The sequence below is a fragment of the Mycobacterium sp. 050272 genome (assembly GCF_039023525.1).
Taxonomy (GTDB): domain Bacteria; phylum Actinomycetota; class Actinomycetes; order Mycobacteriales; family Mycobacteriaceae; genus Mycobacterium.
This window is the reverse complement of the sequence record NZ_JBCHKV010000006.1, coordinates 215980-239805: the sequence shown is the minus strand read 5'-3', so window position 1 is coordinate 239805 and position 23826 is coordinate 215980. Positions and strand designations below refer to the sequence as shown.

Here is a 23826-nt window from a genome sequence, read left to right as displayed (position 1 = left end):
ACGCCCACGTTCAGCGCCGCTTCGGCCGAGGTGATGCCCGTGGCGATCAGCCGCCAGAACTGCCGCTGCACCGCCCGTGAGGGCTCAGGCCGCCCGGGCGAACGCATCGGAGGCCGCAACGCCCGATCCGCACGCCACTGCCGACGCGCACCCTCGGGCACATCACTCGTCTTCGCCGCCCAGTCCTTCGTCGCCACTGCCGAACACCTCCACGGTCAAGGTGTTGCGACGACCAGTTGAATCCGCCGGTCGAACCCCGGTCACTATGAAAGATCACCCGCGCCGGTTCCTCAGCGCGCCAGATGGCCGCCTTACCGCCCCGGGTAGCCAGCGCCATCTGGATCGCCGCACACGCCAACTCGGCATCGGGGTGGACACTGGTGGCCGCACCCAGCAGCCGGCGGCTGAACAGGTCGATCACGGTGGCCAGATACAGCTTGCCGGCCGCCGTGGGCACCTCGGTGATGTCACCGACCCATTTGAGGTCCGGCCGATCGGCGGTGAAGTTGCGTTTGAGCAGGTCAGGGAACTTCGGCGCGGTTCTGTCCTGTTTGGTCAACCCATTGCGGCGTTTGATCCGCCGGGCCACCAGCCCTTGGCGACGCATCGAATCGGCCACCGTCTTCTGCGACACCTGCCAGCCGGCATCCCGCAGGTCGGCATGCAACCGCGGTGACCCATGCAGGCCCTTGGCGTCGGTGAATGCCGCCGCGACCGCGCGATCGAGCGCATCGCGGCGCCGATCCCGATCGGTGTACAGACCGGCTGCCGCATCCGGGCTGGCCGCGCGGGCGATCCACTTGTAGAACCACGCCACGCTCACCCCGAGCAGGGCGCAGCAGATCGTGTGTGGCACCCGGTAATGGGTCCTCTGGTCGGCGATGAAACGTGCCACGCTCACTTCGTCGCCTCCTTCACCCACAGGACCACTGATCGCTTGAGGACATCACGCTCCATCCGCAGTTCAGCGACCTCGCCACGCAGCCGCTTAAGCTCGGCGAGATCATCGCCACTCACCTGGCCCTGGCCGTCACGCTGGGCCCGTGCCGAAGCCACCCAGTTACCCAACGTGCCCGCGTTGATCCCCAGATCGCGCGCCACCTGCGCGATCGCTTTCCCCGTCTCCTCGACGATCCGAACAGCTCCCTCGCGAAACTCCCGGTCGTACTTCTTCCGCTTCTCTGGCATCGTGCTCCTCATTGTCGATGCCTCTACGGTTCGGGGGGAACCTCACTCAGCATGCGGGGCCGTCGATAGCTGGATCATCTTGGTGACCCCTTCCCGACTGGTGCGTGTATGCACCATTGGAGCAGAGGGGTCCGACACGTCGACCTGAAGTGACGGTGCCGCGGGATATCGTGGGCGTGTGTCGCGCAGCAACGGCGACCGTCCGCCAATCGCCTACGTCATGCGGGGTGTGTGGCCGGACGCCGAACTTGACCCCGACGCGCCACCGTCGGCACCCGCCGCCCAGCGGCTGGCCCGCGCGCTGCGCGGGGCCATGAACGAGACCGCCACCGGTCAGCGAGCGCTCGCAGCGACAAGCGGGGTGGCGCACACCACCATCGGGCGCATCCTGGCCGGCACCGTGTTGTGCGACATCGGCTCGCTGGCCCGCCTGGAACACGCCCTGGGCCGGCCGCTGTGGCAAGAGCGCACTGAGGGCAGAATCCGGCCTCGCTCCAAACGCAGCGTCACCGCCTGACACACTCCTGCCGTCTGACACGTGAGGCAGGCTACAGAAGCCTAATTCGATTCCGGACCAATTGATACTGCGTGTTGCACTTGACTCACGTTACAAGTGTCAGAACACTAGGTGACGCGCGAACGCAACGCGTCAACAACCGATCCGACGGGTGGGCCGACTATGGGCAAGACCAGCAGATCGCTGATCGATTTGATCGACATCGCCGCGCAACGCCACGGCGGCGCGTCCGGACGCAGGCTGGCCGAGCTGGCGCAGCACGCCGGGCACGACATCTCGCACGCGACGCTCAACCGGCTGCGGCAGGGCACCTATGCCACCCGGCCCACTGACGCGTCGATCCGGGCGATCGCCTACCTGGCCGACGTGTCGGAGAACACCGCGTTCACGGCCGCCGGAGTGAAGGCACCGGCCGCGGTGGCGTATGAACCGCCATCTGAGGCGCAGCGCATGAACACCCGGCAACGCAAGGCGGTTGACGAGCTCCTACGCGCCTTCATCGCTGACGAAATCGGCGTGGTAGCGACACACGGCGGCCTGGCCAACCTTGTCGATGCGCGGCAGCGGCTTCGGGCCGCGTTGAGCGCGATTGAGATAGAGCAGCCCACTGCTGGCCAGCTGGTGGCCGCCGCGCGGGATGCGGTGCGCTGCATCGACGAGACGCTGGACATGTTGAGCGACACCAGCGCGATGGTTCCGTCCTGGCACGGCAAGCAGCCGGAGGAGATGACCGACGCCGAGTTGGATGATGCCGCCGCAGCAGGGGATCCCTGGCCTGCGTACATTCGCACCAGGGCGAAGGAGCGAATCGACGTCGACGGGGGGTAGTGATGCTTCCGCGCTGCGTTGGGGAGCACGGAACACTACCTACGGGCATCCATCGCGCGACGTTGGATGAGGTCCGCGCCCGATTCGTCGACGACGCTCCGGATCACACGCGCCAGCGGCGCGGCTTGATTTTGGATGCGGTGCGGATTCACATCACTCTTGTCAGACGGTTGTTCTATCGTCACGAGATCACGATCTGGCTCAGCGGCGGCTTCTGTACCCACAAGGACGACACGCCGCGCGACGGCGATTTCGCGTGTCTGGTGCCAGCTCAGGCGTTGGAGGAGGTACACGGTGATGCCGCACTTCCGCTTTGGGCGCTCGGCTCGGTCACCGGCACCCTGGGACACAGCGACCTGGTCGTGCGGACAGACAAGTTGCATTGCATGGGCGGGCTCACAGATGCCCTGGTGGTGAACCGGGACAACCCGTATGCCGTTGAGCGGCAACGCCGGTGGTGGTCACGGGTGATCGGCCCGGACGGTGAGATAATCGACGGTGTCACAAAGGGCTTCGTGGAGGTGATCGACGAATGACCGATCTCGGCCACCTCTCCGGCGTCAGCGACGACGAGCTGCTTCGGGCCGCCATCCGCTATGAATACGAGCATTTCCCCGAAACGGCGGATTTCGCGCTCGGCCAGATGTATTCGGGCACGGTACAAGGCAATCCGGCCGCGGAACGCGTCTGGTTCGAAGAAACCGCGCCCGAGCAAGTCGAGCTCGACATGCACTTGGAGGGCGCCGGCGTGCGGGGCCACGCCACCCGCGCAGACAAACTTGCATCGTTCGTCGCCGGAGTCAACGACGCCACCAAGGCGATCGTTCGAGACAGGCTTCATCTGAACGCCCTCAATCGAAACCTGCTCGTGCATGGGCTCAGTCCCGGCTCGGTCCGGGTTGTGCTGCGCGCCGACGCACCGCTTGACGGAGATGCGAAGCATGTACCACTCAGCGGCACAAGCCAATTCGCCTCAAGCCCGGATTCGGAGGCGCTGCGCACAATCGCCCGGCTGTTCACCAACGCCAGCTCCAGTGTTCCTGCGGTCGGCAGCGACGTGCGTGACCTACCGATCAAAGCGCGACGAGGCCTGTTGCGGTCCACGTTCGCGATGAGGACAGCGGGTTGGGACATCGCCGGACAGATACGCCAGCGAGGCCTCGGATCTACCGAAGTTGAGTTCACCCAGGCCGGGGCGGCACTGCTTGGCAGCGAACTGAAGAACTACGATTACGACACCGAAACCACTTGGGCGATCGGCACGATCGACGGCTTCCGCCGCAGCCTCGGCAGCCTGTACTTCACACCGTCAGGCACGAAATCCCCTCTGGCGGTCAACGTCAGCGACCCGGACACGCTTGCTGCAGCCGCGCGGTTGGCCGCCGAGGAGGGAGTGGTTGTGCGGGTGCAGATCGAAACTGTTCGTGCGCTCAGCGGTGAGGAATCGACTCGCATGACAACCAGCCGCGGTCTGCTGCAGATCGAGCGTGCCGCCGAGTCGTTGCCCTACTCGGAATAACCTTGCTGTCGGGCAGCCGACACGGCGGGTGGCCGCTGCCGCTACCTCTACCGTCACCACCGGTGCCTCCAAGCACTACAGCGCGGCACCCCGCCAAGCGGCCAATATTTCAGCGGGGTGCCGCGCACTCATCAGTTCCTCGTCACACTGACGGTGCACACGAACAAGATCAACCCCGCCACCACACCGGCAGCCTCAACGGCGAATGGCCACCCCGTGGACGTCATCCAAAGGGACGGTCAACAGACGCCAAGGACATACGTGTAATCGCCGCGATCGCCGGTATGCGAAAGCGTACAGCCAGTGCGGGTCGGGATCACTCGAGCCAACGCTCACGAGGGAGTAGCGGCTCGTCGAGGCGGCCCTGTGTCTCAAGCATTCGCTCGAACTGGTTCAGGTGACGCAGCATTGCGCTCGACGCGCGGTCGGCGTCGCCGGCAGCCACCGCCCGGGCGATGTTCTGGTGCGCGCGGCGGGTGTCCTCCATGTCTGACTCGCTGAGCGCCTCACCGGGGACGTGCCACGACAACTCCTGTTCGAACATCGCGATGACGAGCCGCAAGACCTCGTTGTTGCTGCATACCGCTAGAGCCTCGTGGAACTCCACCGATGGTTCCCATGAGCCGTTTCGAGACGTGGCGTCAGCGACCGCGAGCAGCCAGCCGCGCTGCTCGTCGGTGGCCGATCGGGCTGCCATCGCGGCAATAGAAGGTTCGAGGAGTTTGCGGAACTCGTAGAACTTGCCGGTTGTGGTTTCGGCCAGGGTCAATAGGAGTGCAACGGATCTGCTGATCTGCCGCAGGTCTGGACGAGTTACCCGGATGCCACCGCGTGGGCCTCGGCGGATCTCGATCAAACCATCGGATTCGAGCAAGCGCAACGCCTCTCGCACGGTGCCTCTGCTGAAGCCCTCTGCGGAAATCAACTCTGCTTCTGAAGCCAGTTGGTCGCCAGGCCGCATCGCGCGGCCAAGGATTTGTGCGCGGAGTCGGTCGGCGAGTATGTCTGACGCCTTGGGTACTCTTGGGTGGCGGCGCACTGCATGCCGTGTCTCAGACGTGCTTACCGCGTGGTCTATATTGCCGTTCAATTCCGCTCCTATGTGCTGTTTGACGTGACGTGGGGCGGAGGTTTCAGTTGCAGCCCGCATACACAGTCCTCTACATAGATGATAATGATTTGCACGAGAATCCGCTGAGGCGACTCGCAAGTCATCGCGGGCGTCAACTCAACGGACGGTGAGGAACCGATACGGTTAGCGCGGCTGTGTCGTTTCTGTGGTTTTTCGCATGGTCGACCATGGTGAAGTCGCCAAGCGATGTGGTGCAACTCTACAACGGGTCAGTCGGCATTTTGCCTGGTGGGATTCAGGGATTGCGGGCCTCGCGGTCACCTTCCGCACCTAGCAACAACGGGACTGAGTCACCGTTCGGGACCCCGCGCGGCAGATAGGTCGGCCAGGACGCAACCGGCCGCGGCATCCGACAATGTGGAGATCAGGATGGCCGTGAGTTCATCTGCGTCAGCACCGGTGGCAGTATCGGCGTGCAAACAGCCCAACGATTCGGCGGCACCGTTCCGCATGGGCAGAGGGTGATGTTCGCGAAGGAGTTCGACTTGTCGCGCTGCCAATTGGTGCCGCACGCGACGCATCGAACATTAGGTTTGCGTGATGGCCGCTGACCAGAATTTAGAGGAGTTAGGCATGCTTGATGGCCTTGAGGGCCAAGCCCGCGACGAGCGTGCCGACCTCATCACCTGGCTGATGGGAAGAGGCTACGCACCCGACGAGATTGATAGGTCGCTCGCTACGCCTGTAATGCTGCCTGCGAACACGATCTTCGGCGATGACGGGACCTATGTGTCTGCGCGCGAGGTCAGCGAGTCGACGGGGATCGAATTGGATCTCCTGCAGCGTCTGTACGGTGCTGTCGGCAGGCCGAGGATCGATGATCCCGACGCAGCCGTGTTGCTGCGTGCCGACGGAGAAGCGATCGCGCGCGCCAAATTCTTCCTCGACATGGGCGTCGATCCGGATGAAACGGTTGCCGTGATGCGCGTGCTGATCGAGGGACTGGGGTATGCCGCGGCGACGATGCGCGATGCGGCGCTCAACACCCTCTTGCGACCCGGGACAAGTGAGGTCGAACTGGCGCAGGCGGTCGAGGAGTTGGCGCGGCGGTCCGCGCCTCAGCTCGGCCCGCTGATTCAAGACCTGCTGTTTATGCAACTTCGCACTTCGTTCGAGGTCGAGGCCGTGACCGCCGCTGAGCGGGCTGCCGGAAGGTTGCCTGGGGCGCACCAGGTAACGGTGGCGTTCGCTGATGTCGCGGGCTTTACTCAGTTGGGGGAGGTGCTACCACCCGTGGAACTTGAACGCGTTGCGAGTCGGCTCGCGGAATTGGCCCAGCATGTGGCGGTCACCCCGGTGCAGCTGGTGAAGTCGGTGGGTGATGCCGTGATGCTGATGTGCTTCGATCCGGCGCCATTGCTGCGGGCGATCCTCGACTTGGCTGATGATGCCGCAGTCGATGGCTTGCCGCCCCTACGGATCGGGGTGTCGTCGGGACTGGCGATAACACGCAGGGGAGACTGGTTTGGCAGTCCGGTCAACGTGGCCAGCCGAGTAACGGCAGCGGCACGGCCAGCGACGGTGGTGGTCGCCGAGTCCACGCGTGAGGCCCTCGGTGACGCGTCGGACTTCAAATGGTCGTCCATGGGCGCGCGGCGGCTCAAAGGCGTGAGCGGCAAAGTAAAGCTCTTCAGGGTCCAACGCGCCCGCCAGGTTGAGTAACTGCCGGGTGGTCGGTGACGAATCCTCGCCGGCCATGAAGCTGCCGGCGCCACCGGCGTCGCGGATCGAACCGGCAACATGAGGGCGCCGACAAGCCTGCTGGCCGTAGCGGCTCAGGGGCGCCGCTTAACTTAACTGGTTTCATCGGCGGATCGTCGGGTTTCGGAGAAATCAGGATCGCGCTTCTCGACAAAGGCTGCGCGGCCTTCGGCAGCATCGGGCCCGGTCAGATCGAGGGTGGCCGACAACCATTCGAGTTCGAGGAATCGTTCCAGCGGTACATCGAGCGCGCCGCGAATCATGCCTTTGGTCAAGCGCAATGCCTCTGCAGGGCCGCGGGCAAGGCTTGCGGCGAGGTCGGTGGCTGCGGTCAGCGCTGCTCCAGGCTCGGCGAGTTGACTGACAAGACCCGCGCTGGCGGCCTGCGGAGCGGTAAGGCGTTCGCCGCTCAACAGCAGCGCCGTGGCCCGGTGCCGGCCCAGTGCACGGGTTAAGAACCAGGCGGCTCCGCAGTCGGGCACCAAGCCGCGCGCCACGAACGGGGCTGCGAAAACCGCGTCACGGGCCGCTACCACCAGGTCGCAGGCCAGTGCAAGACTCCAGCCAGCACCCACTGCGGGCCCCTCGACTGCGGCAAGCACTGGTTTGGGCAACTTGAGCAGTGTGTCGAGCACCCGCTGGCCGACCAGCAACCGCGCTGCGGGCGCGCCGAGGCCCGCTCCGCGGGACGGGGAGGTCTTGACGTCGCCACCGGCGCAAAAAGTCCCGCCGGTGCCGGTGAGCACCACCGCGCGACAGTCATCGTCGGCGGCCACCTCATCGATGGCCGCGCCCAGCTGGTGCCAGGTTTGCCAGCCCAGGGAGTTGCGCGCAGCTGGTCGGTTGAGTGTGAGGACTGCGACGCCGGGTTGCGGCCGGTCCAAGAGCACCTCGGGTTCGCTCACTTGCTCGTCCTGCCCGCCTCGGCCAGCCCGCTGTGCGGGGCGGATGGCACCGGACCTTCGGCGGGGCTTAGCCGCGCGGCGAGCGCTGAACGTGCCCCGGCCACATTATCGGCGCCCCGACCGGCAACCGCGGCGCGATACCAGAGGTGCAGGCGCTGGTCCCAGGTGAACCCCATACCCCCATGACATTGGATGGCGGCCTCGGCGGCACCGAGGTAGGCCGCCGAGGCCCACAGTCGGCTGGCCAGAACGTCGCACATCGCGTCATGCGCGCCCGCGGCGACGTTCCAGGCCGCCTGGTAGACGAGTGAACGGGCTCCCTCCACACCGCCGGCGGCGTCGGCGAGCCGATGCCGGATCGCCTGGAACGCCCCGATCGGCCGCCCGAACTGCATTCTCGCAGTGCAATACTCGACACTGCGCACGATCATCTCGGCGCCGCCACCGACCGCCTCCGCGTCGAGAAATACGCTGTACAGCATCCCGCAGCGCTCCTCAAGCGCCGACAGCCCAGGATCGGTGTACAGCGCCGCCGCCTCCAGGCTGGTCCGGTGCAGGCGGACATCTGCGACGGGCCGACGCAAGTCCACGCCAGCTGGCGCGCCGACTTCGACTCCCGCCTGGTCGCAGTCCACGAGCGCGATCCCCGGTTCGCCATCCAGGCTGACCGGTACCACGACCGCCTGGGCGTCGGCGACGGCGGGAACCCGCGCCAGCACCCCGCTGACGCACAGCCGGTTTGCTTCGCGCACGGCGCTCAGACGTCGCTGCCGCCACCGCGGAGCCCCATTGCGCACGGATGTGTCCGGAACCGGGGGCACCGCGGTGATGACGCTGCCGGTGCGCAGTCGTTCGAGCAGCCCGCTCATGCCGGCAGCGTTCGCCAGCGGTATCAGGTAGCCGGCGACCACGTCAACGGGTCCGGGCACCGGGACCGCTCCGAACGCTTCGGCCACGTGCACGGCGCCGACGAAGTCCGCTGGTGCACTGGTTTCTGCAATTGCCGTTCCGAAGTGCTCCAGCCAGCCGGCCGACACCAGCTCCCGCCACGCAGTCGCCCGGGAGTCCCGGGCGGGCTCCCGGATCAAGTCGGGCATCCGCGCCTGGAGAAACTCCCGCAGCGAGGCCTGCAGCATTGCCAATTCGTCATCGATCCGATAGTCCATTGCGCCCTCTCTCACTGGCGGTCGCTCGGAAGGCCGAGCGCCTTCGCGATCAGGTTGCGCTGGATCTCGGTCGTGCCGCCGTAGATCGTTTCAGCGCGAGCAAACAGCAACGATCGAGTCCATTCCGACCACCCGGCACCGGCCCCGGTCACTTCTGGCCCGGCCGCCTCCAGCAGGGTGGCCAGTTGCTTCTGGTGGCTTTCGCTCCACAGAACCTTCGCGATGGGTGCGAGCATCCCGGGCTCGGCGCCATCAGCATCGAGCGCGAACACCCGGCGCACGATGCTGTCCACCACTCGGGTGCGCACGAACGCATCGACCAGGGCATTCTCGGCGCACGCGTCGCGATGACCATCGCCTAGCGCGCTGAGCATCCGCGTCAGCTCACGCGTCAGCTGCAGCGACCGCTGGGCCAGGGCGCTGGAGCGTTCCCGAGCCAAGGCGTAGGTGGCGACCTGCCACCCGCCGCCGATCCCGCCGACCACGTCGGTGGCGTCGACGACCACATCGTCGAAGAACACCTCGCAGAATTCGCTGCTGCCCGTGAGATTGCGCAGCGGGCGCACGCTGATACCGGGGCGGTCCATGTGCACCACGACCAACGTCGTGCCGGGCGAGTCGGCAACCTTGACCAGCGCGTAACACCTTTGAGCGGACAGTGCAAAAGACGTCCACACCTTCTGGCCCGACACGAGCAATTGGTCTCCGTCAAGAACCGCCCGGGTGGACAACGACGCCAGGTCGCTGCCGGCTTGGGGCTCGGAGAACCCCTGACACCAGATGTCGTCGTGGGACAGCATCGGCCGCAGGTACTGTTTTCGCTGCTCGTCGGTGCCGAATCGCATCAGCGCCGGGGCGAAGATGCCCATGCCGTTGGTGTTCATCGGCTCCGGCGCGCCCGTTTCGACCAGCGTTTCGGCGAATACCAGCTGTGCGTCTACCCCCAGCCCGCGGCCGCCGTACTCCAGGGGCCAGTGCGGGGCAAGCCATCGGGCCTCGAACAGGCGCCGACCCCACTCCCGGCGCATCGCGACGTAGGACTCGTCGTCCCCGGTCCCGACCGGGATGTCACGCCACTGCGGCGGCAGGTTCGCCGAAATCCAGTCCCTGAGCCCGGCCCGGTACCGCTCGGCGTCGGCGCTCAGCCCCAAATCCACGACTCAGCACCTTCGCTGGCTCGTGCGCACACCGGTCACCTCGGCAGCGATCATGTTGCGCAGGATCTCGGTGGTACCCCCGCCGATGCCCATCCCGCGTACGTCGCGGAAATAGCGTTCCACCGGGTAGCGGGTGAGGTAGCCCTTATGGCCCAGCAGCTGGATCGCCTCATTGCACACCCGCACCGCGGTCTCGTTGGCGTACAACTTGGCCATCGCGGTCTCGCGGATGCCCGGGAAGCCGCCGACATCGGTGCGCGTCGCGCGCCACAGCAGCAACCGCGCGGCATCCAGTTCGGTTGCCATGTCGGCGATCTTCCATTGGATACCCTGAAATTCCAGTATCGGGCGGCCGAACTGCTCACGGTCCTTGGTGTAGTCGACGGCGTCCTCGAGGGCGGCGCGCGCGACCCCGATGGACATCGCGGCGTTCCCGCACCGCTCGGGGTTGAACTGGCGAATCAGGAACGACGCGCCTTCCTTTGAGCCGGGCCGCGGTTCGAGGATCACCTGATCACGTCGAACGGGGGCGTCCGTGAACCGCAGCACCCCCTCGGCCACGCCTCGACCGCCCATCTTCTCCTCGGTCTCGATCGGCCCCAAGCCCTCGACATCGGCGTCCACCAGCACGGCGCCGATCCCGTCGGGACCGGTCGTTCCGGGCGCTCGACAGAACACCAGGAAGGTATGGGCCTGCAGCGCGCTGGTGATGTGGCACTTGGTGCCGGTCAGCCGAAAGTCATCGCCATCCGGGACGAGTGTCGTAGCCAGCGCGGTGCCGTCGGATCCGGCCTGCGGCTCGGTCATCGCGACGGCGAACCGTCGAGTGCCTTCGACCACATCGGGCAGATACTGCTTGCGCTGCTGTTCGCTACCCATCCGGGCGATCACCCGCGGGGGTCCGTTGAGCTGCATCTGAATCGTCAGAGCGCTGGCCATGCACCCCACGGCCAGCTCCTCCAAAACCAGACAGGCCTCGAACACACCCCAACCCCGACCGCCGTACTCGGTCGGCACGGTGAGCCCGGTGAAGCCGTTCTCGCGCAGAATCTCATAGGAGCGCTCGGGGAATTCTTGGCGGCGGTCCCACTCAGCAGCATGCGGCCGAAGCTCGGTGCGCGCGATGACGCGGGCGCGTTCGACGAGCTCCTGTTGGGCGTCAGTGAGCTGATCAAGGGGTGGGGTGGTCACTGACGTGTCCTTTCGTCCGCGGAGCAGGTGGCGCCAACCTCGGCGCAACAGAAGGACCTGATGCGGCTGAGGTGATCGCCGTCCACCATCATAAAGTATAACGATTATCAGGTAAATGCTGAAGAATCGATGCCCGCGGGGAGGGAGCTCGTCAGCGCCACGGCCGGCACCTGCAATGCGTCACGGAGTCACCGACAGCGGTCGACCGGCTGAGCCGTCGACAGATCCATCAGCGCTGCCCCTGGCAAGCGCCGACGGCGGTGGCAGGTCGACTCATCCCGAGCCGGCGTGGCGCGCAGCTACCGCTGTCTGTCCCTCCTTTGCCTCCGACAGGTCGGCGATATCCGCCCAACGGGCGGCGAGTTGTTCATCGGAGGGCGGGGAGGGGAAGTCCACGCCGCGCGATTCGACGATCCGCACGCGGCTGAAATGGCGACCGTAAACCCGCACGATCTCAGCTGTCAGATCACATTCCTCGCCGCACAACCACCCGACAGCGGCCGATACCCAGGCGGGTTCGAGGTCGGTGGCATCGTCGAGCAGGCCGGCGGTCATCCGGGTGAGCGCGACCGGAGCGACGGCGTTGACCCGAATCCCATAGCGGGCACCCTCGAGTGCCAGAGTATGCATCAGCCCGACCACGCCCAGCTTGGCGGCCGCGTAGTTGGCCTGTCCGAAGTTGCCGAACAAGCCAGCGCCAGAAGAGGTTACGACGACCCTACCGTAGCGTTGCTCGCGCAAATGGGGCCAAGCCGCGCGCGTCATCAACACGGTTCCGTCCAGGTGCACCTGGCGGACGGCCTCCCACTGCTCCACCGTCATCTTGTGAAACGTCGCATCCCGCAGGATGCCCGCGTTGTTGACCACGATGTCCAACCGGCCGAAGGTCTCCAGCGCTGACTGGACCACCGCCCGTGCGCCGGCCTCGGAAGCGATGTCGTGGTCATCGGGCACAGCGACACCGCCGGCGGCCCGGATCTCCGCCACGACGTCCTGCGCCGCCGTAGCGTTCTCGCCACCGCCTTCTTTCCTCACCCCAAGGTCGTTGACAACGACCAGACCACCACCGGCCGCCAGTCGTAGGGCGTGGCTTCGACCGAGGCCACCACCCGCCCCGGTCACGATTGCCACCCTTCCGTCCACTCCAGCCATGTGTCCGCCCTCTGCTGTCAATCCGTGTCTTCAGTTCCATTTCACGTCGTGGCTCACCTGGCACCCGCACTTGCCAGGCGGTCGCGCCTGGGCGTGCAGGCCAGGGAAGTCAAGCCCCTACGCATGACATAGGATAATCATTACCCTATGTCCATGTTTGTTGGCGATACGATTCCCCAGGGGCTACCCAATCACTGCATTGGCGGCCCGACACCCATCACCGTTCCGGGACCGAGCATGACGCACGCGAGCGAGGACCCGAAGCCACAACCTGGTTGAGTGAGGGGCGCAACCCCGACAGGCTTGCCACCCCAAGCAGACCCAACTGACCGCAGTTCTCCCGGGTATGCACCCAGGCGATAACTTCCCTCGGCGGAAAGGAGACGCTGATGACCGCCTCGGACCTGCAAAAGAACCTCGTGACACGCCTCAATGTCGGCGACATGCTCACCCGCACCGCGTGGCGGCGCCCCGAGCACGAAGCCGTGATCGAAGGCGAGCGCCGGCTCACCTATCGTGCGCTGAACGCGGCGGTGAACCGGCTGGCCAACGCGCTTTTGACCGCGGGCTACCAGCGGGGCGACGCGCTCGCACTGGCCTGCGGCAACAGCATCGAGTTCCTTCTTACCTATTACGCGTGCGCCAAGACCGGAGTGGTGTGTGTCCCGATTAACCTCGCTTGGGGGGCGTCTGAGACGGCCTACGTGCTTGAGCACTCCCGCGCCCGGGGGGTGGTTGTGGAGAGCCAGCTGACCGAACTCGTCGGGGCTGCGTTAGACCGCCTCGAACAGCGCAAGGCGACCGATGTGATCGTCGCACCCGGCACCGGCACACAATGGGAATCCGCCGGTCGGCACTCATGGCGGGCGCTGAGCGAGTTCGTCGGCGACGCCAGTCCCGCCGAACCGGAATGCTTCGTCGATGACCGTGACGCGCTCAGCTACCTCTACACCAGCGGAACGACGTCGGTGCCGAAGGGGGTGGTGAGCAGCCATCTCGCGGTCTACATCGAGTCACTCACGGCCCCCCTGGTGTTGCGGTTCAGCGAGGACGACCGCTCAGCGGTCATGATGCCGCTGTTCCACACCGCCCAGCTCAACGGGTTCACCACGGGGCTGATCTACGTCGGCGGCACCGCGGTGTTGATACGTGCGTTCGACCCAGCCGCCCTGCTGGCGACCATCGAGGGCGAGCGGATTACCCAGATCTTCGGGCTGCCGATGATGTATCGGGCGATGATGGACCACCCCGACATTGCCGAGCATGACTTGTCGAGCCTGCGCCTGGCGTTGTATGCGATGGCACCGATGCCCGACACCGACCTGCGTAGGGCCATGGAGGTATTCGACTGCCAGTTCGCGCTCGGTTTCGGCCAAACCGAGATGAACCCGCTGACGACCGTCTTTCCGCCTGAGTACCAGCTCTCACATCCCGGCTCGGTCGGCCTGCCGGTTCCCAATGTCCAGGTGGGGATCATGGACGACGCCGGCAATCTACTCCCCGCCGGTGAGGCCGGCGAAATCGTCTATCGCGGCCCACACGCGATGGAAGGGTACCTGCGCAACCCCGAGGCCACCGCGGAAGCATTCGCGCACGGCTGGTTCCATTCCGGCGACATCGGACGCTTCGACGCCGACGGACTGCTATGGTTCGCCGACCGCAAGAAAGACGTGATCAAGACCGGCGGCGAGAACGTGGCCTCGATCGAGGTCGAAAAGGCGCTCTACGAAGGGGAACCCCGAATCCACGAAGTGGTCGTCGTCGGACTGCCGCACCAGCGATGGACCGAGGCGATCGCAGCGATCATCACCCCCAAACCAGGCGCCGACCTCACCGAGGACGACGTGCTGGCTGCGGCGCGCGACCGACTGTCGGGGTTCAAGGTCCCCAAAGCGGTGATCTTCACCGACAAAATGCCGCGCACCGCGACGGGCAAGGTGCAAAAGAATGTGCTGCGCGACCAGTACCGAGGATATTTTCAGACCTGACTATCAGTCGCTCGCCTTGGGACGCGTCGAAGACAACGCCGGCAGCGGGGCCCCGTGGTGACGCCGCCTGTCAGGAACTTGCGCCCCGATGTTAATCGCCGCTAACGTGTGATCGCTGACTGCACACAAACGCGCTGCATGACCGGACGATTGGCCGGCGGACTCCGCTGTGAACGCCATTTCGGTTGCGCCACACCCGTCGTTCACTGGTGCGGGCACCGTCACAGTGAGCGTGGGCGGAACGGAAAGGAGTAGGTGGGATGGAGCTTTGCGAGAGCGAGGAACGGCGGGACTTGCGGGCTGCGGTGGCGGCGATTGCGCGGTCATATGGCCACGAGTACTACCTGAGCAAGTCGTTGGCCGGCGAGAAGTCGACCGAGCTGTGGCGGGAGGTCGGTAAGCAGGGTTTTTTGGGGGTTAACATCGCCGAGGAGTACGGCGGCGGGGGCGGGGGGATCTATGAGTTGCATGCCGTGGGTGAGGAGTTGGCCGCCGCCGGCTGTCCGTTGCTGATGACGGTGGTGTCGCCGGCGATCTGCGGCACGATCATCCAGGCGTTTGGCGCCGAGGACCAAAAACAACGGTGGCTGCCCGGGATCGCCAGTGGCGAGACGATCATGGCGTTTGCGATCACCGAACCCGATGCGGGTTCGAACTCGCACAACATCGCCACGACGGCGACCCGTGACGGCGACGAGTGGGTGTTGCGCGGAACCAAGTACTACATTTCCGGGGTTGACGAGGCCGATGCCATCCTGGTGGTGGCCCGGACCGGCACCGACGAGCGGGGCCGCGGGCGACTCTCGCTGATGGTGGTGCCCACCGACGCCGCCGGACTGCAGAAGACACTCATCCCGGTGCAAGCGGTCACCCCGGAGAAGCAGTTCACGCTGTTTTTCGACGACGTGCGGGTGCCTGGCGGCAACCTCGTCGGCGCGCAGGACGACGGCCTGCGCCAGGTGTTCATGGGGTTGAACCCGGAGCGGATCATGGGCGCGGCGCTGGGCACCGGCATCGGCCGCTACGCCCTGGACAAAGCGTGCGCCTACGCCCGGGAACGCCGGGTGTGGGACATTCCGATCGGGGCGCATCAGGGGGTAGCGCATCCGCTGGCGCACGCCAAGATTCAGGTCGAATTGGCGCGGTTGATGACCCAGCGGGCGGCTGAGCTGCATGACGCCGGGGATGCCGGTGCGGGGGAGACCGCCAATATGGCGAAGTACGCGGCCGCGGAGGCGGGGATCTTGGCGCTGGATCAGGCGATCCAGACTCATGGGGGCAACGGGATGGCCACCGAGTATGGGCTGGCCACGCTGTGGGGTCCGGCGCGGCTGATGCGCACCGCGCCGATCAGCCGGGAAATGATCCTCAATTTCGTCGCCCAGCACAGCCTGGGCCTGCCCAAGTCCTACTGACGGCGGGGGCCCCGGCGGGTGTCAAGTTCTGGGTGTGCACACACGGTGCCCGGTGTTGGGCGAGGGCCCGATGACGTTGGACAGGCTGCTTGTACGGGCTGGCGACGTGTTGGTTTCTGGACGGTTGCGAGGTGGTCATGAGTTCGGGCGCCCTTGCTGGCTGTCCTGCCGTGGCGGCGGTCGAAGAACTGCGCCCGGGGCGATATCCCGACGAGGACTCGGCGGGCATGCCGGAATTGGTGCTGCGCCGGTTCTTGGACGGCGCCGAGCTCGGGCCCGCCGATGTCGATGGTCTGCTGGTGTGCCCGGCGGGCATGGCCGCCGGCAGCGGCGCCGATATCTTCGTCCACGAGCGGCTCAACGACGCGCTGGGGATTCGTCCCCGATTCTGCGAGACGGTCAATGTCGGTGGTGCCACCTACACGATCATGTTGTCGCGTGCTGCGGTGGCGATCAGCGCGGGTCTGGCCGACGCGGTGTTGTGCGTGGGCGCGGGCAAGTTCCCGAAGGTGGGCAAGGGCGGCGCGGATGCGATGGCGCGCATGATCAGCCACCCCGATTTCGAGTATCCGTATGGAAGCTTCATTCCGGCGCTGTACGCGCTGGCGGCCACCCGGCACATGGCCGAGCGTGGCACAACGCGGGAAGCCCTGGCAGCAGTCGCGGTTTCCAGCCGTGAGTGGGCGTTGCGGCACCCGGAGGCGCTGATGCGTGACGGCGGCCCGCTCAGCATCGAGATGGTGCTGGACTCGCGCCCGATTGCGTGGCCGTTCAACTTGCTGGACTGTTCGGTGCCGTGCGAGGGAGGTGCGGCGTTCCTGGTGACGCGCGGCGAGCGGGCTCGCGAACTGACCGAACAGCCCGCCTATCTGCTCGGCTTTGGGGAGTTTCACGACCACGGCAACATCAGCCATGCCAGCGACTTCGCCACCATGGGTGCCGGCGTTTCCGCGCGCGCCGCGTTCGACATGGCGGGGGTGTCCCCATCCGACGTGGATCTCGCCGAACTGTACGACGCGTTCACCATCAATCCGATCTTGCTGGTGGAGGAGACCGGGTTGGTCGGGCCGGGCAAAGGGGGCCAATTCTTCCTCGATGGCCGTGGCGCACCTGGCGGTGATCTGCCGGTCAACACCTACGGGGGGTTGCTGTCGTTCGGGCACACCGGCGACGCTTCGGGGATGTCGATGCTCATCGAGGGCGCGCGGCAAGTTATGGGTCAGGCGACCGAGCGCCAAGTCGACGCTGAGATCGCGCTGGTGCACACCTACGGCGGCATGATGGCCGACCACTCGACCGTGCTGCTGGGAAGGACGCCATGACAGCCCCACCGGTTCCCACCCTGACTGCGAGCACCGCGGTCTACTGGCAGGAGGCGGCCGCGGGCCGGTTCGTGCTGCCACGCTGCCGCGCCTGTGGACGGTTTCACCACCATCCCCGCCGTTGGTGTCCGTACTGCTGGGCAACCGATCTGGTATGGGAACAACCCTCGGGCCGCGGCACGGTGCTGGCCTACACCGTGGTGCACCAGCCCCCGTCGCCGGCCTTCGCGGCGCCCTATGTGCTGGCCGTCATCGAGTTGTCGGAAGGTCCGCAGATGATGGCCAACGTGATCGACTGTTCACCGCAGCATGTTGAGGTTGGCACACCGGTCGAGGTCACGTTCGAACCGCGGGGCCAGCTCGCGATTCCGCAGTTCCGCCCGATCGGGGCCACGAGTTGACGGGCGCCGACGCGCTCAGCTGTTAGGCATACTGCGGGTCACCGTGCGGCTATTCGGGCATGTCGCCAGGTGTGGCTGACCGGTGACAGGCCTTCGGCACCCTCGCGGGTGCAGCCGCCGATCACAACCGCGAACGTGCGCGCATACTGATTGGCGGTGACCTCCGTTACGCTCGATGGTGTGTGGCGTTAATGGCTGATAACGTGCTGTTCGTGCACTCTGTTGCCCGATCGGCATCGGTGGCCGATCCTGATCGACATCTGTCGGCCTTCTTGGCTCCGACCCGGTTCATCGACTCTGCCCATCCCTGCGTAATTGCTTTCGCGCGCGCCGCCGTTCGTGGAGCTGAGTCCGACACGGCTCGCGCCGCACAGCTGTTCAACGCCGTGCGGGACCGTATCCGATACAACCCGTACACGATCCGCGCTGACGAACAGAGTTTTCGCGCGAGCGAAGTCGCACAAGCAACGGATAGTTGGTGCGTGCCGAAGGCGGTGTTGCTGACGGCCACGGCCCGCGCGGTGGGCATCCCTGCGCGACTGGGCTTCGCCGACGTGCGAAACCATTTGTCGACCCCAAAGCTGCGCGAAGTGATGGGTACCGATCTGTTCGTCTACCACGGATACACCGAGATGTACCTGAATGAGTGCTGGGTGAAGGCATCCCCGGCGTTCAACAGCGAGCTCTGCGCCCGTTTCGGTGTGCCGCCGTTGGAATTCGATGGCAGGACAGACGCGCTATTGCATGCCTACGACGGTCGGGGTCGGCGCCACATGGAGTACGTGAATGACCGTGGCTGGTACACCGACGTGCCGCTCGACGAAATGATGACCGCATTTCGAGAAACCTACCGATGGGATCGCATGCCCACCGCGGTGTCGGACACGGGCTTTCAACACCCTCAATAGGGTTTCCCAAACCCTCAGTTTCGGTAGCGTCTCGCCGGACGACACCGGCATTCACGTTCCTTCTGCCACGCGAAGTTGAACGCGCGTTCGAATCCGCATCGGCTCGCTGCTATTCAGGGCCGGGCTGGGGGTCGCCCGCTTGCGCCTGAACTGCTGGTAGAGCGCTCTCTTCCTGGTGTTCCCGCGCAGGATACGGGCACACTCCATACGATTCCGATGGGGAAGGTGAGCTGGCCTGGCTGTTCGAGGCTGGGTTGCCACGAGATACGGCGGTCGAACGGTGTCGAAAGACGCTGGCAGCGTCGTGGTCGACGTCGACGGCATCCATCTTCCCAGCAGTTTGGCGCAGGAGCTCAGCCCCGTCAGCGTCATCGTCGCTAACTCATGGCGCATCGGCGGCCCTCCACCGGGACATGTCAACGCAGCTTTTCGTAGAGGGTGACGACCGCGGCGCCGCCGAGACCGATGTTGTGTTGCAGCGCGAGGTTGACGTCGTCCACCTGGCGGTCCGCGGCCTGACCTCGCACCTGCCACACCAGCTCGGCGCACTGTGCGAGGCCCGTTGCCCCTAGCGGATGCCCTTTGGCAAGCAGCCCGCCGGAGGGGTTGGTCACCACCTGTCCGCCGTAGGTGTTGTCGCCGTCAGCGATGAACCTTTCCGCGGTGCCCTCCGGGGTGAGTCCGAGCGCCTCGTAGGTCAGCAGTTCGTTGGAAGTGAAGCAGTCGTGCAACTCGACCACCCGGATGTCCTTGGGGTCAACGCCGGCTTGTTCGTAGACCTGCCGTGCCGCCGACTGCGCCATGTCATAGCCCACCAGCTTGGTCATGTCGGCGTCGGCGAAGCTGCTGTCGGTGTCGGTGGTCAATGCCTGCGCGGCCATGACCACGGTGGTGTCGAGGCCGCGGTTGCGGGCGAACTCCTCGCTGCACAGCACAGCGGCCGCCGCCCCGCAGGTGGGCGGGCAACACTGCAGCCGGGTCAACGGGCCGTAGATGTGCGGTGAGGCCAGCACCTCGTCCACGGTCAGCGGCTCACGGAACACCGCGTAGGGGTTATTCGCCGCGTGCCGGCGCGCCTTCACCGTGATTTTGGCGAAGGTCTCTGGGCGGGTTGCGAACCGGTCGGCGTACTGGGCGCCGGCGCCGCCGAACCACAGTGCTGGCATGGGTACACCGTCGGGGCAGTCTTGGGCCTTGCTGGCTGCCTCGGCGAACCGCCCAAATGGTGTCGGCCGGTCATCCCAGTGCGATTTCAGCGCGCCCCGTTGCATTTGCTCGAACCCGAACGCGAGCACGCAGTCGGCGCTACCGCCGGCTACCGCCTGGCGAGCGAGCCAGAGCGCCGACGAACCGGTGGAGCAGTTGTTGTTCACGTTGATCATCGGCACCCCGGTCATGCCGACTCGATACAGCGCGTTCTGTCCACACGTCGAATCGCCGTAAACATATCCGGCATAGGCCTGCTGCACGTCGCCGAGTTCCACGCCGGCATCGGCCAGCGCCGCTTTGACCGCGCCTTCGGCCATTACGTCATAGGGATCACTCTTGCTCGGGGTGGCGAAAGGCACCATGCCGACCCCCGCCACAACGATCCGCCCTGTCATCGGCCTCCAGTCCTCAGTTCTCATCGGTGATGTCACTAAACACTCACTCGTCGGCTGGTGGGTCCACTGTCTTGTCGAGCTAGCTCGCGGACGCATTGCCCCCACACGGGGGATTGGCGTTGCGAAACGATCCCAGCCAGATCGCCTCCGATACTTTCACACCATATCGTCATAAAGATCCCTATGTATACCCGGCCGAACCGATCCGGCCTTCCGCGTTCCTCAGCAAACTTCATGGATATCCGCGACCTCGACCTTCGCGGGGACCGCGCGGTGGCCGGGCCGCACCGGCGCACCAACGAGCGATCGATCCATTAACAACGCAGCCGGCAGCGCCGACGTCGGCGTTTAACTCAGCGGATCGAGCTGAATTGCAGATGAGTCACATCGCAAGCGCCGGTGAAACCGGCCGCAGGTCGGCAAGCCGGTGCAACACAGCGCGGCTTGGCAATCTCACGCAAGGATGGCGAGGGGGGGGTGACGGCAGTCACAATGTGTCCTATAGTATCGCCAATGCTTATCAGGAATCGTGCCGCAGGGGTGCGAAGAACTGGGGTGGTCCGATGACGGTGCTGGCTGTGACGAGCGCACCTGCGCTGCTCATTCCCTTAACGCGCTGCGGCCGAAGCGGCGGTCGGTGGCGGGCGGCTGGCGCGATCGGCGGGAACCGGTGGTGATGGCATCGCGCCTTCTGTCGACCCCGATACGCGGAGTCGGCGACTTCTTCGCGATGTCGCTGGACACGTTCGTGCAGATGGTCCGCCCGCCGTTCGCGTGGAGTGAGTACGTCAACCAAACGTGGTTTGTGGCGCGGGTGTCGATCCTGCCGGCGCTGATGTTGACGCTGCCGTATTCGGTGCTGTTGGTGTTCATCTTCAGCATTCTGTTGACAGAGTTCGGGGCGGCGGATTTCTCCGGCACCGGCGCCGCGATCGGGACCGTGAACCAGATCGGCCCGATTGTCACGGTTCTGGTGGTCTCCGGAGCGGGCGCCACGGCGATGTGTGCGGACCTGGGCGCGCGGACGATTCGCGACGAGCTCGACGCGCTGCGTGTGATGGGCATCAACCCGATCCAGGCGCTGGTGGTCCCGCGCGTGCTTGCCGCCACCACGGTGTCGTTGGCCCTGGCTTCCACGGTGATCCTGGTGGGCCTGACCGGTGCGTTCCTGTTCGTCGTCTTCGTCCAGCACGTCTCACCAGGTGCGTTCGTCGCAGGATTGACGGTGCTCACCGGCGCCGCCGATGTGGTGGTCGCGTTGATCAAGGCGATGTTGTTCGGCCTGGCGGCCGGCCTGATCGCCTGCTACAAGGGCGTCTCGGTGGGCGGCGGCCCGGCGGGCGTGGGCAACGCGGTGAACGAAACCGTGGTGTTCACCTTCATGGTGCTGTTCGCCATCAACGTCATCGTCACTGCCGTCGGCATCCAGTTCACGGTGCAGTAAGGACGATCCATGAGCAGCAGCAGCGTCGTGACGAGTGTGCATCCCAGGCTTCGGCGCGCCCTTGAGCAGCTGATCGCAGGATGGAACAGCATCGGATCACAGACCCGGTTCTACTTCACGACCCTGAGTTCCATCCCGGACGCCGTAGTGCACTGCAGGACCGAACTGCTGCGGCTCATCGCGCAAATGGGGCTAGGGTCTGGGGCCCTCGCTGTGGTTGGGGGCACGGTCGCGATCGTCGGCTTCTTGACCATGACCACCGGCGCGTTGGTCGCGGTGCAGGGCTACAACCAGTTTGCCTCCGTTGGGGTGGAGGCCTTGACGGGGTTTGCGTCGGCCTTCTTCAATGTCCGGCTCATCGTGCCGGGCACCACTGCGGTAGCGCTGTCAGCGACGATCGGCGCCGGCGCGACCGCTCAAATCGGAGCGATGCGCATCAACGAGGAGATCGACGCGCTTGAGGTTATCGGCATTCGCACCGTCGCCTATCTGGCCTCTACCCGGGTATTGGCCGGCGTCATCGTGGTGATTCCGCTGTACTGCGTGGCGGTGATGATGGCGTTTCTCGCCGCTCGGACCGGCACCACGGCGATCTACGGCCAGGGCTCCGGCGTGTATGACCACTACTTCAACACCTTCCTCAATCCCACCGACCTGATCTGGTCGTTCTTCCAATCGGTCGTGATGACGGTGGTGATCCTGTTGGTGCACACCTACTACGGGTACACCGCGACCGGCGGGCCCGCCGGTGTCGGGGAGGCCGTGGGGCGCGCGGTGCGCACCTCCATGGTTGTCGCGGCGGTGGAAATCGTGTTCATCTCGCTGGCGATCTACGGCCAGTCCGGCAACTTCAACCTGGCGGGGTGACGGATGGAACACAGGCCAGGTGAGAACCGCATACACACCGGGTGGTGGACGCTGATTCTGGTTGTGGCGATCGCCGCGTTTCTCTTCGTGACCTCCACCGCCTATGCCGGCACCTTCAGGTCCTTTGTGCCGGTGACGCTGACCTCTGATCGGGCCGGTGTGGTGATGGACAGCGGCGCGAAAGTGAAGATGCGCGGTGTTCAGGTCGGCCGCGTCGCCCAGATCACCGGCGGCAAGAACTCCGTGAGCCTCATGTTGGAGATCGAGCCGGATCAGATCCGATACATCCCCGCCAACGTCGAGGCGCAGATCAACGCGACCACGGCGTTCGGCGCCAAGTTCGTCGAGCTGATCCCGCCGCAGCACCCTAGCGCGCAGCGGCTTGCCGCCGGCGCGGTCCTGCGCTCGGTCAACGTCGCCACCGAGATCAACACCGTGTTCGAGAACATCGTCGACTTGATCGAGGTTATCGACCCGGCCAAGTTGAACGCCGTACTGACCGCGGTGGCCGACGCCGTGCGCGGACAAGGTGAACGGATCGGCGAGGCCACCACCGACCTCAACGAGGTGTTGCTGGCTCTGAACGCCCGCGGCGACACCATCCGCCGAGACTGGCGCTCGTTCAAGAGTTTCAACGACACCTATAGCAGCGCCGCCAAGGACATCGTGGCGGTTCTGAATGCGGCCAGTACTACCAGCACGACGATCGTGGATCACTCAAAAGCGCTGGATGCGTTGCTGCTCAACGTCACCGGCATGTCCCACGCCGGGATCAACCTGCTCGGTGCGAGCAAAGACAATCTCGTTGGCGCGGTCAACGCGCTGGCGCCGACGACGGACCTGCTGCTGCAGTACAGCCCCAGTTATGCCTGCGCCCTGCAGGGCGCGACGTGGTACCTCAACAACGGCGGTTACACGGCGTGGGCGGGCGCCGACGGGCGCTCGGGCCAGTTCGACGCGGCCCTGATGTTCGGAAACGACCCCTTCGCCTACCCGGACAATCTGCCCATCGTCGCCGCCAAGGGCGGCCCCGGCGGAAAGCCGGGCTGCGGCTCGATGCCCGATCCGACCAAGAACTGGCCGGTGCGACAGTTGATCACCAACGTCGGCTTTGGCACGGGCCTGGACTGGCGACCCAACCCCGGCGTCGGGCACCCCTGCTGGGTCGACTTCTTCCCGGTCACCCGCGGCGTGCCGGAACCGCCGAGCATCCGGCCCTGCCTGCCCGGCCCGGCGCCCGGCCCCGTCCCCTACCCGGGAGCGCCGCCGTACGGCGCGCCGCTGTACGGACCGGGCGGAACGCCGTTGTGGCCCGGGGTCCCACCACCCCCGCCACCACCAACGCCAGATGCCGCCCCGGCCTCGGCCCAACCGACTCCCGTAGCCCCGCCGGGGTGACCAACCCCCCGATGACACGAAGA

23 protein-coding genes are annotated in these 23826 nt (G+C 65.7%); 13 read left to right on the top strand and 10 right to left on the bottom strand.

What is annotated here, in order from left to right:
- Positions 1 to 46: 46 nt before the first annotated feature.
- Positions 47 to 901, bottom strand: coding sequence for an IS3 family transposase (locus tag AAHS21_RS15300; protein ID WP_342928464.1), 855 nt, complete (start codon positions 899 to 901; stop codon positions 47 to 49).
- Complete coding sequence (locus tag AAHS21_RS15295) at positions 898 to 1188, bottom strand: transposase (RefSeq protein WP_342928463.1); 291 nt, start codon at positions 1186 to 1188, stop codon at positions 898 to 900. The genes AAHS21_RS15300 and AAHS21_RS15295 overlap by 4 nt, the downstream gene beginning before the upstream one ends.
- Positions 1189 to 1366: 178 nt before the next feature.
- Between AAHS21_RS15295 and AAHS21_RS15290 the strand changes: the two genes are divergently transcribed.
- From AAHS21_RS15290 to AAHS21_RS15275, 4 genes are all read left to right on the top strand, one after another.
- Entirely contained in the window at positions 1367 to 1705 is a 339-nt protein-coding gene (locus AAHS21_RS15290) for a helix-turn-helix transcriptional regulator (protein ID WP_342928462.1), read from the top strand.
- A gap of 162 nt (positions 1706 to 1867) precedes the next feature.
- Entirely contained in the window at positions 1868 to 2533 is a 666-nt protein-coding gene (locus AAHS21_RS15285; RefSeq protein WP_342928461.1) for a hypothetical protein, read from the top strand.
- Between the two features lie 62 nt (positions 2534 to 2595).
- Positions 2596 to 3069 carry a hypothetical protein gene (locus tag AAHS21_RS15280; protein WP_342928460.1) on the top strand — a complete coding sequence of 158 codons (474 nt, stop codon included), beginning with the start codon at positions 2596 to 2598 and terminating at the stop codon, positions 3067 to 3069.
- Positions 3066 to 4052, top strand: a complete 987-nt coding sequence (locus AAHS21_RS15275) for a hypothetical protein (RefSeq protein ID WP_342928459.1) — start codon at positions 3066 to 3068, stop codon at positions 4050 to 4052. Before AAHS21_RS15280 ends, AAHS21_RS15275 begins: the two co-directional genes overlap by 4 nt.
- Before the next feature lie 316 nt (positions 4053 to 4368).
- Here the strand turns inward: AAHS21_RS15275 and AAHS21_RS15270 are convergent, their stop codons facing one another.
- Both AAHS21_RS15270 and AAHS21_RS15265 read right to left on the bottom strand, forming a co-directional pair.
- Positions 4369 to 5202: an FCD domain-containing protein gene (locus tag AAHS21_RS15270; protein WP_342928458.1), complete on the bottom strand. Its 834-nt coding sequence runs from the start codon at positions 5200 to 5202 to the stop codon at positions 4369 to 4371.
- Positions 5203 to 5474: 272 nt separating this feature from the next.
- Entirely contained in the window at positions 5475 to 5636 is a 162-nt protein-coding gene (locus AAHS21_RS15265) for a hypothetical protein (protein ID WP_342928457.1), read from the bottom strand.
- Positions 5637 to 5724: 88 nt separating this feature from the next.
- Between AAHS21_RS15265 and AAHS21_RS15260 the strand changes: the two genes are divergently transcribed.
- On the top strand, positions 5725 to 6846 hold the full coding sequence (locus tag AAHS21_RS15260; protein ID WP_342928456.1) for an adenylate/guanylate cyclase domain-containing protein: 1122 nt from the start codon (positions 5725 to 5727) through the stop codon (positions 6844 to 6846).
- 131 nt (positions 6847 to 6977) lie between these two features.
- Here AAHS21_RS15260 and AAHS21_RS15255 read toward each other — a convergent pair whose 3' ends face one another.
- The 5 genes from AAHS21_RS15255 to AAHS21_RS15235 form a co-directional block, all read right to left on the bottom strand.
- Complete coding sequence (locus AAHS21_RS15255; RefSeq protein ID WP_342928455.1) at positions 6978 to 7790, bottom strand: enoyl-CoA hydratase-related protein; 813 nt, start codon at positions 7788 to 7790, stop codon at positions 6978 to 6980.
- On the bottom strand, positions 7787 to 8956 hold the full coding sequence (locus tag AAHS21_RS15250) for an acyl-CoA dehydrogenase family protein (RefSeq protein WP_342928454.1): 1170 nt from the start codon (positions 8954 to 8956) through the stop codon (positions 7787 to 7789). The genes AAHS21_RS15255 and AAHS21_RS15250 overlap by 4 nt, the downstream gene beginning before the upstream one ends.
- An 11-nt stretch (positions 8957 to 8967) precedes the next feature.
- Positions 8968 to 10113, bottom strand: coding sequence for an acyl-CoA dehydrogenase family protein (locus tag AAHS21_RS15245; RefSeq protein WP_342928453.1), 1146 nt, complete (start codon positions 10111 to 10113; stop codon positions 8968 to 8970).
- Positions 10114 to 10116: 3 nt separating this feature from the next.
- Positions 10117 to 11304 (bottom strand): acyl-CoA dehydrogenase family protein, encoded by a 1188-nt coding sequence (locus AAHS21_RS15240; protein WP_342928452.1) that lies wholly within the window; start codon positions 11302 to 11304, stop codon positions 10117 to 10119.
- 273 nt (positions 11305 to 11577) lie between these two features.
- Complete coding sequence (locus tag AAHS21_RS15235) at positions 11578 to 12456, bottom strand: SDR family NAD(P)-dependent oxidoreductase (protein ID WP_342928451.1); 879 nt, start codon at positions 12454 to 12456, stop codon at positions 11578 to 11580.
- A gap of 389 nt (positions 12457 to 12845) precedes the next feature.
- On the opposite strand from AAHS21_RS15235, the gene AAHS21_RS15230 reads away from it, so the two are divergent.
- The 5 genes from AAHS21_RS15230 to AAHS21_RS15210 all read left to right on the top strand — a co-directional run bounded on the left by AAHS21_RS15230 (position 12846) and on the right by AAHS21_RS15210 (position 18490).
- On the top strand, positions 12846 to 14444 hold the full coding sequence (locus tag AAHS21_RS15230) for an AMP-binding protein (RefSeq protein ID WP_342928450.1): 1599 nt from the start codon (positions 12846 to 12848) through the stop codon (positions 14442 to 14444).
- 260 nt (positions 14445 to 14704) lie between these two features.
- Positions 14705 to 15859, top strand: a complete 1155-nt coding sequence (locus AAHS21_RS15225) for an acyl-CoA dehydrogenase (RefSeq protein WP_342928449.1) — start codon at positions 14705 to 14707, stop codon at positions 15857 to 15859.
- A 137-nt stretch (positions 15860 to 15996) separates the two neighbouring features.
- Positions 15997 to 17181 (top strand): thiolase family protein, encoded by a 1185-nt coding sequence (locus AAHS21_RS15220; protein WP_342928448.1) that lies wholly within the window; start codon positions 15997 to 15999, stop codon positions 17179 to 17181.
- On the top strand, positions 17178 to 17582 hold the full coding sequence (locus AAHS21_RS15215; protein ID WP_342928447.1) for a Zn-ribbon domain-containing OB-fold protein: 405 nt from the start codon (positions 17178 to 17180) through the stop codon (positions 17580 to 17582). The genes AAHS21_RS15220 and AAHS21_RS15215 overlap by 4 nt, the downstream gene beginning before the upstream one ends.
- 191 nt (positions 17583 to 17773) lie before the next feature.
- Positions 17774 to 18490 carry a transglutaminase family protein gene (locus AAHS21_RS15210; protein WP_342928446.1) on the top strand — a complete coding sequence of 239 codons (717 nt, stop codon included), beginning with the start codon at positions 17774 to 17776 and terminating at the stop codon, positions 18488 to 18490.
- A 416-nt stretch (positions 18491 to 18906) separates the two neighbouring features.
- Here the strand turns inward: AAHS21_RS15210 and AAHS21_RS15205 are convergent, their stop codons facing one another.
- Positions 18907 to 20094 carry a lipid-transfer protein gene (locus AAHS21_RS15205; protein ID WP_342928445.1) on the bottom strand — a complete coding sequence of 396 codons (1188 nt, stop codon included), beginning with the start codon at positions 20092 to 20094 and terminating at the stop codon, positions 18907 to 18909.
- A gap of 676 nt (positions 20095 to 20770) precedes the next feature.
- On the opposite strand from AAHS21_RS15205, the gene AAHS21_RS15200 reads away from it, so the two are divergent.
- Genes AAHS21_RS15200 through AAHS21_RS15190 form a run of 3 tightly spaced genes read left to right on the top strand, consistent with a single transcriptional unit; the run spans position 20771 to position 23803 of the window.
- Positions 20771 to 21538, top strand: coding sequence for an ABC transporter permease (locus AAHS21_RS15200; RefSeq protein ID WP_342928444.1), 768 nt, complete (start codon positions 20771 to 20773; stop codon positions 21536 to 21538).
- A 9-nt stretch (positions 21539 to 21547) separates the two neighbouring features.
- Positions 21548 to 22405 carry an ABC transporter permease gene (locus AAHS21_RS15195; protein ID WP_342928443.1) on the top strand — a complete coding sequence of 286 codons (858 nt, stop codon included), beginning with the start codon at positions 21548 to 21550 and terminating at the stop codon, positions 22403 to 22405.
- Between the two features lie 3 nt (positions 22406 to 22408).
- Positions 22409 to 23803, top strand: coding sequence for an MCE family protein (locus AAHS21_RS15190; protein WP_342928442.1), 1395 nt, complete (start codon positions 22409 to 22411; stop codon positions 23801 to 23803).
- Positions 23804 to 23826: the final 23 nt, after the last annotated feature.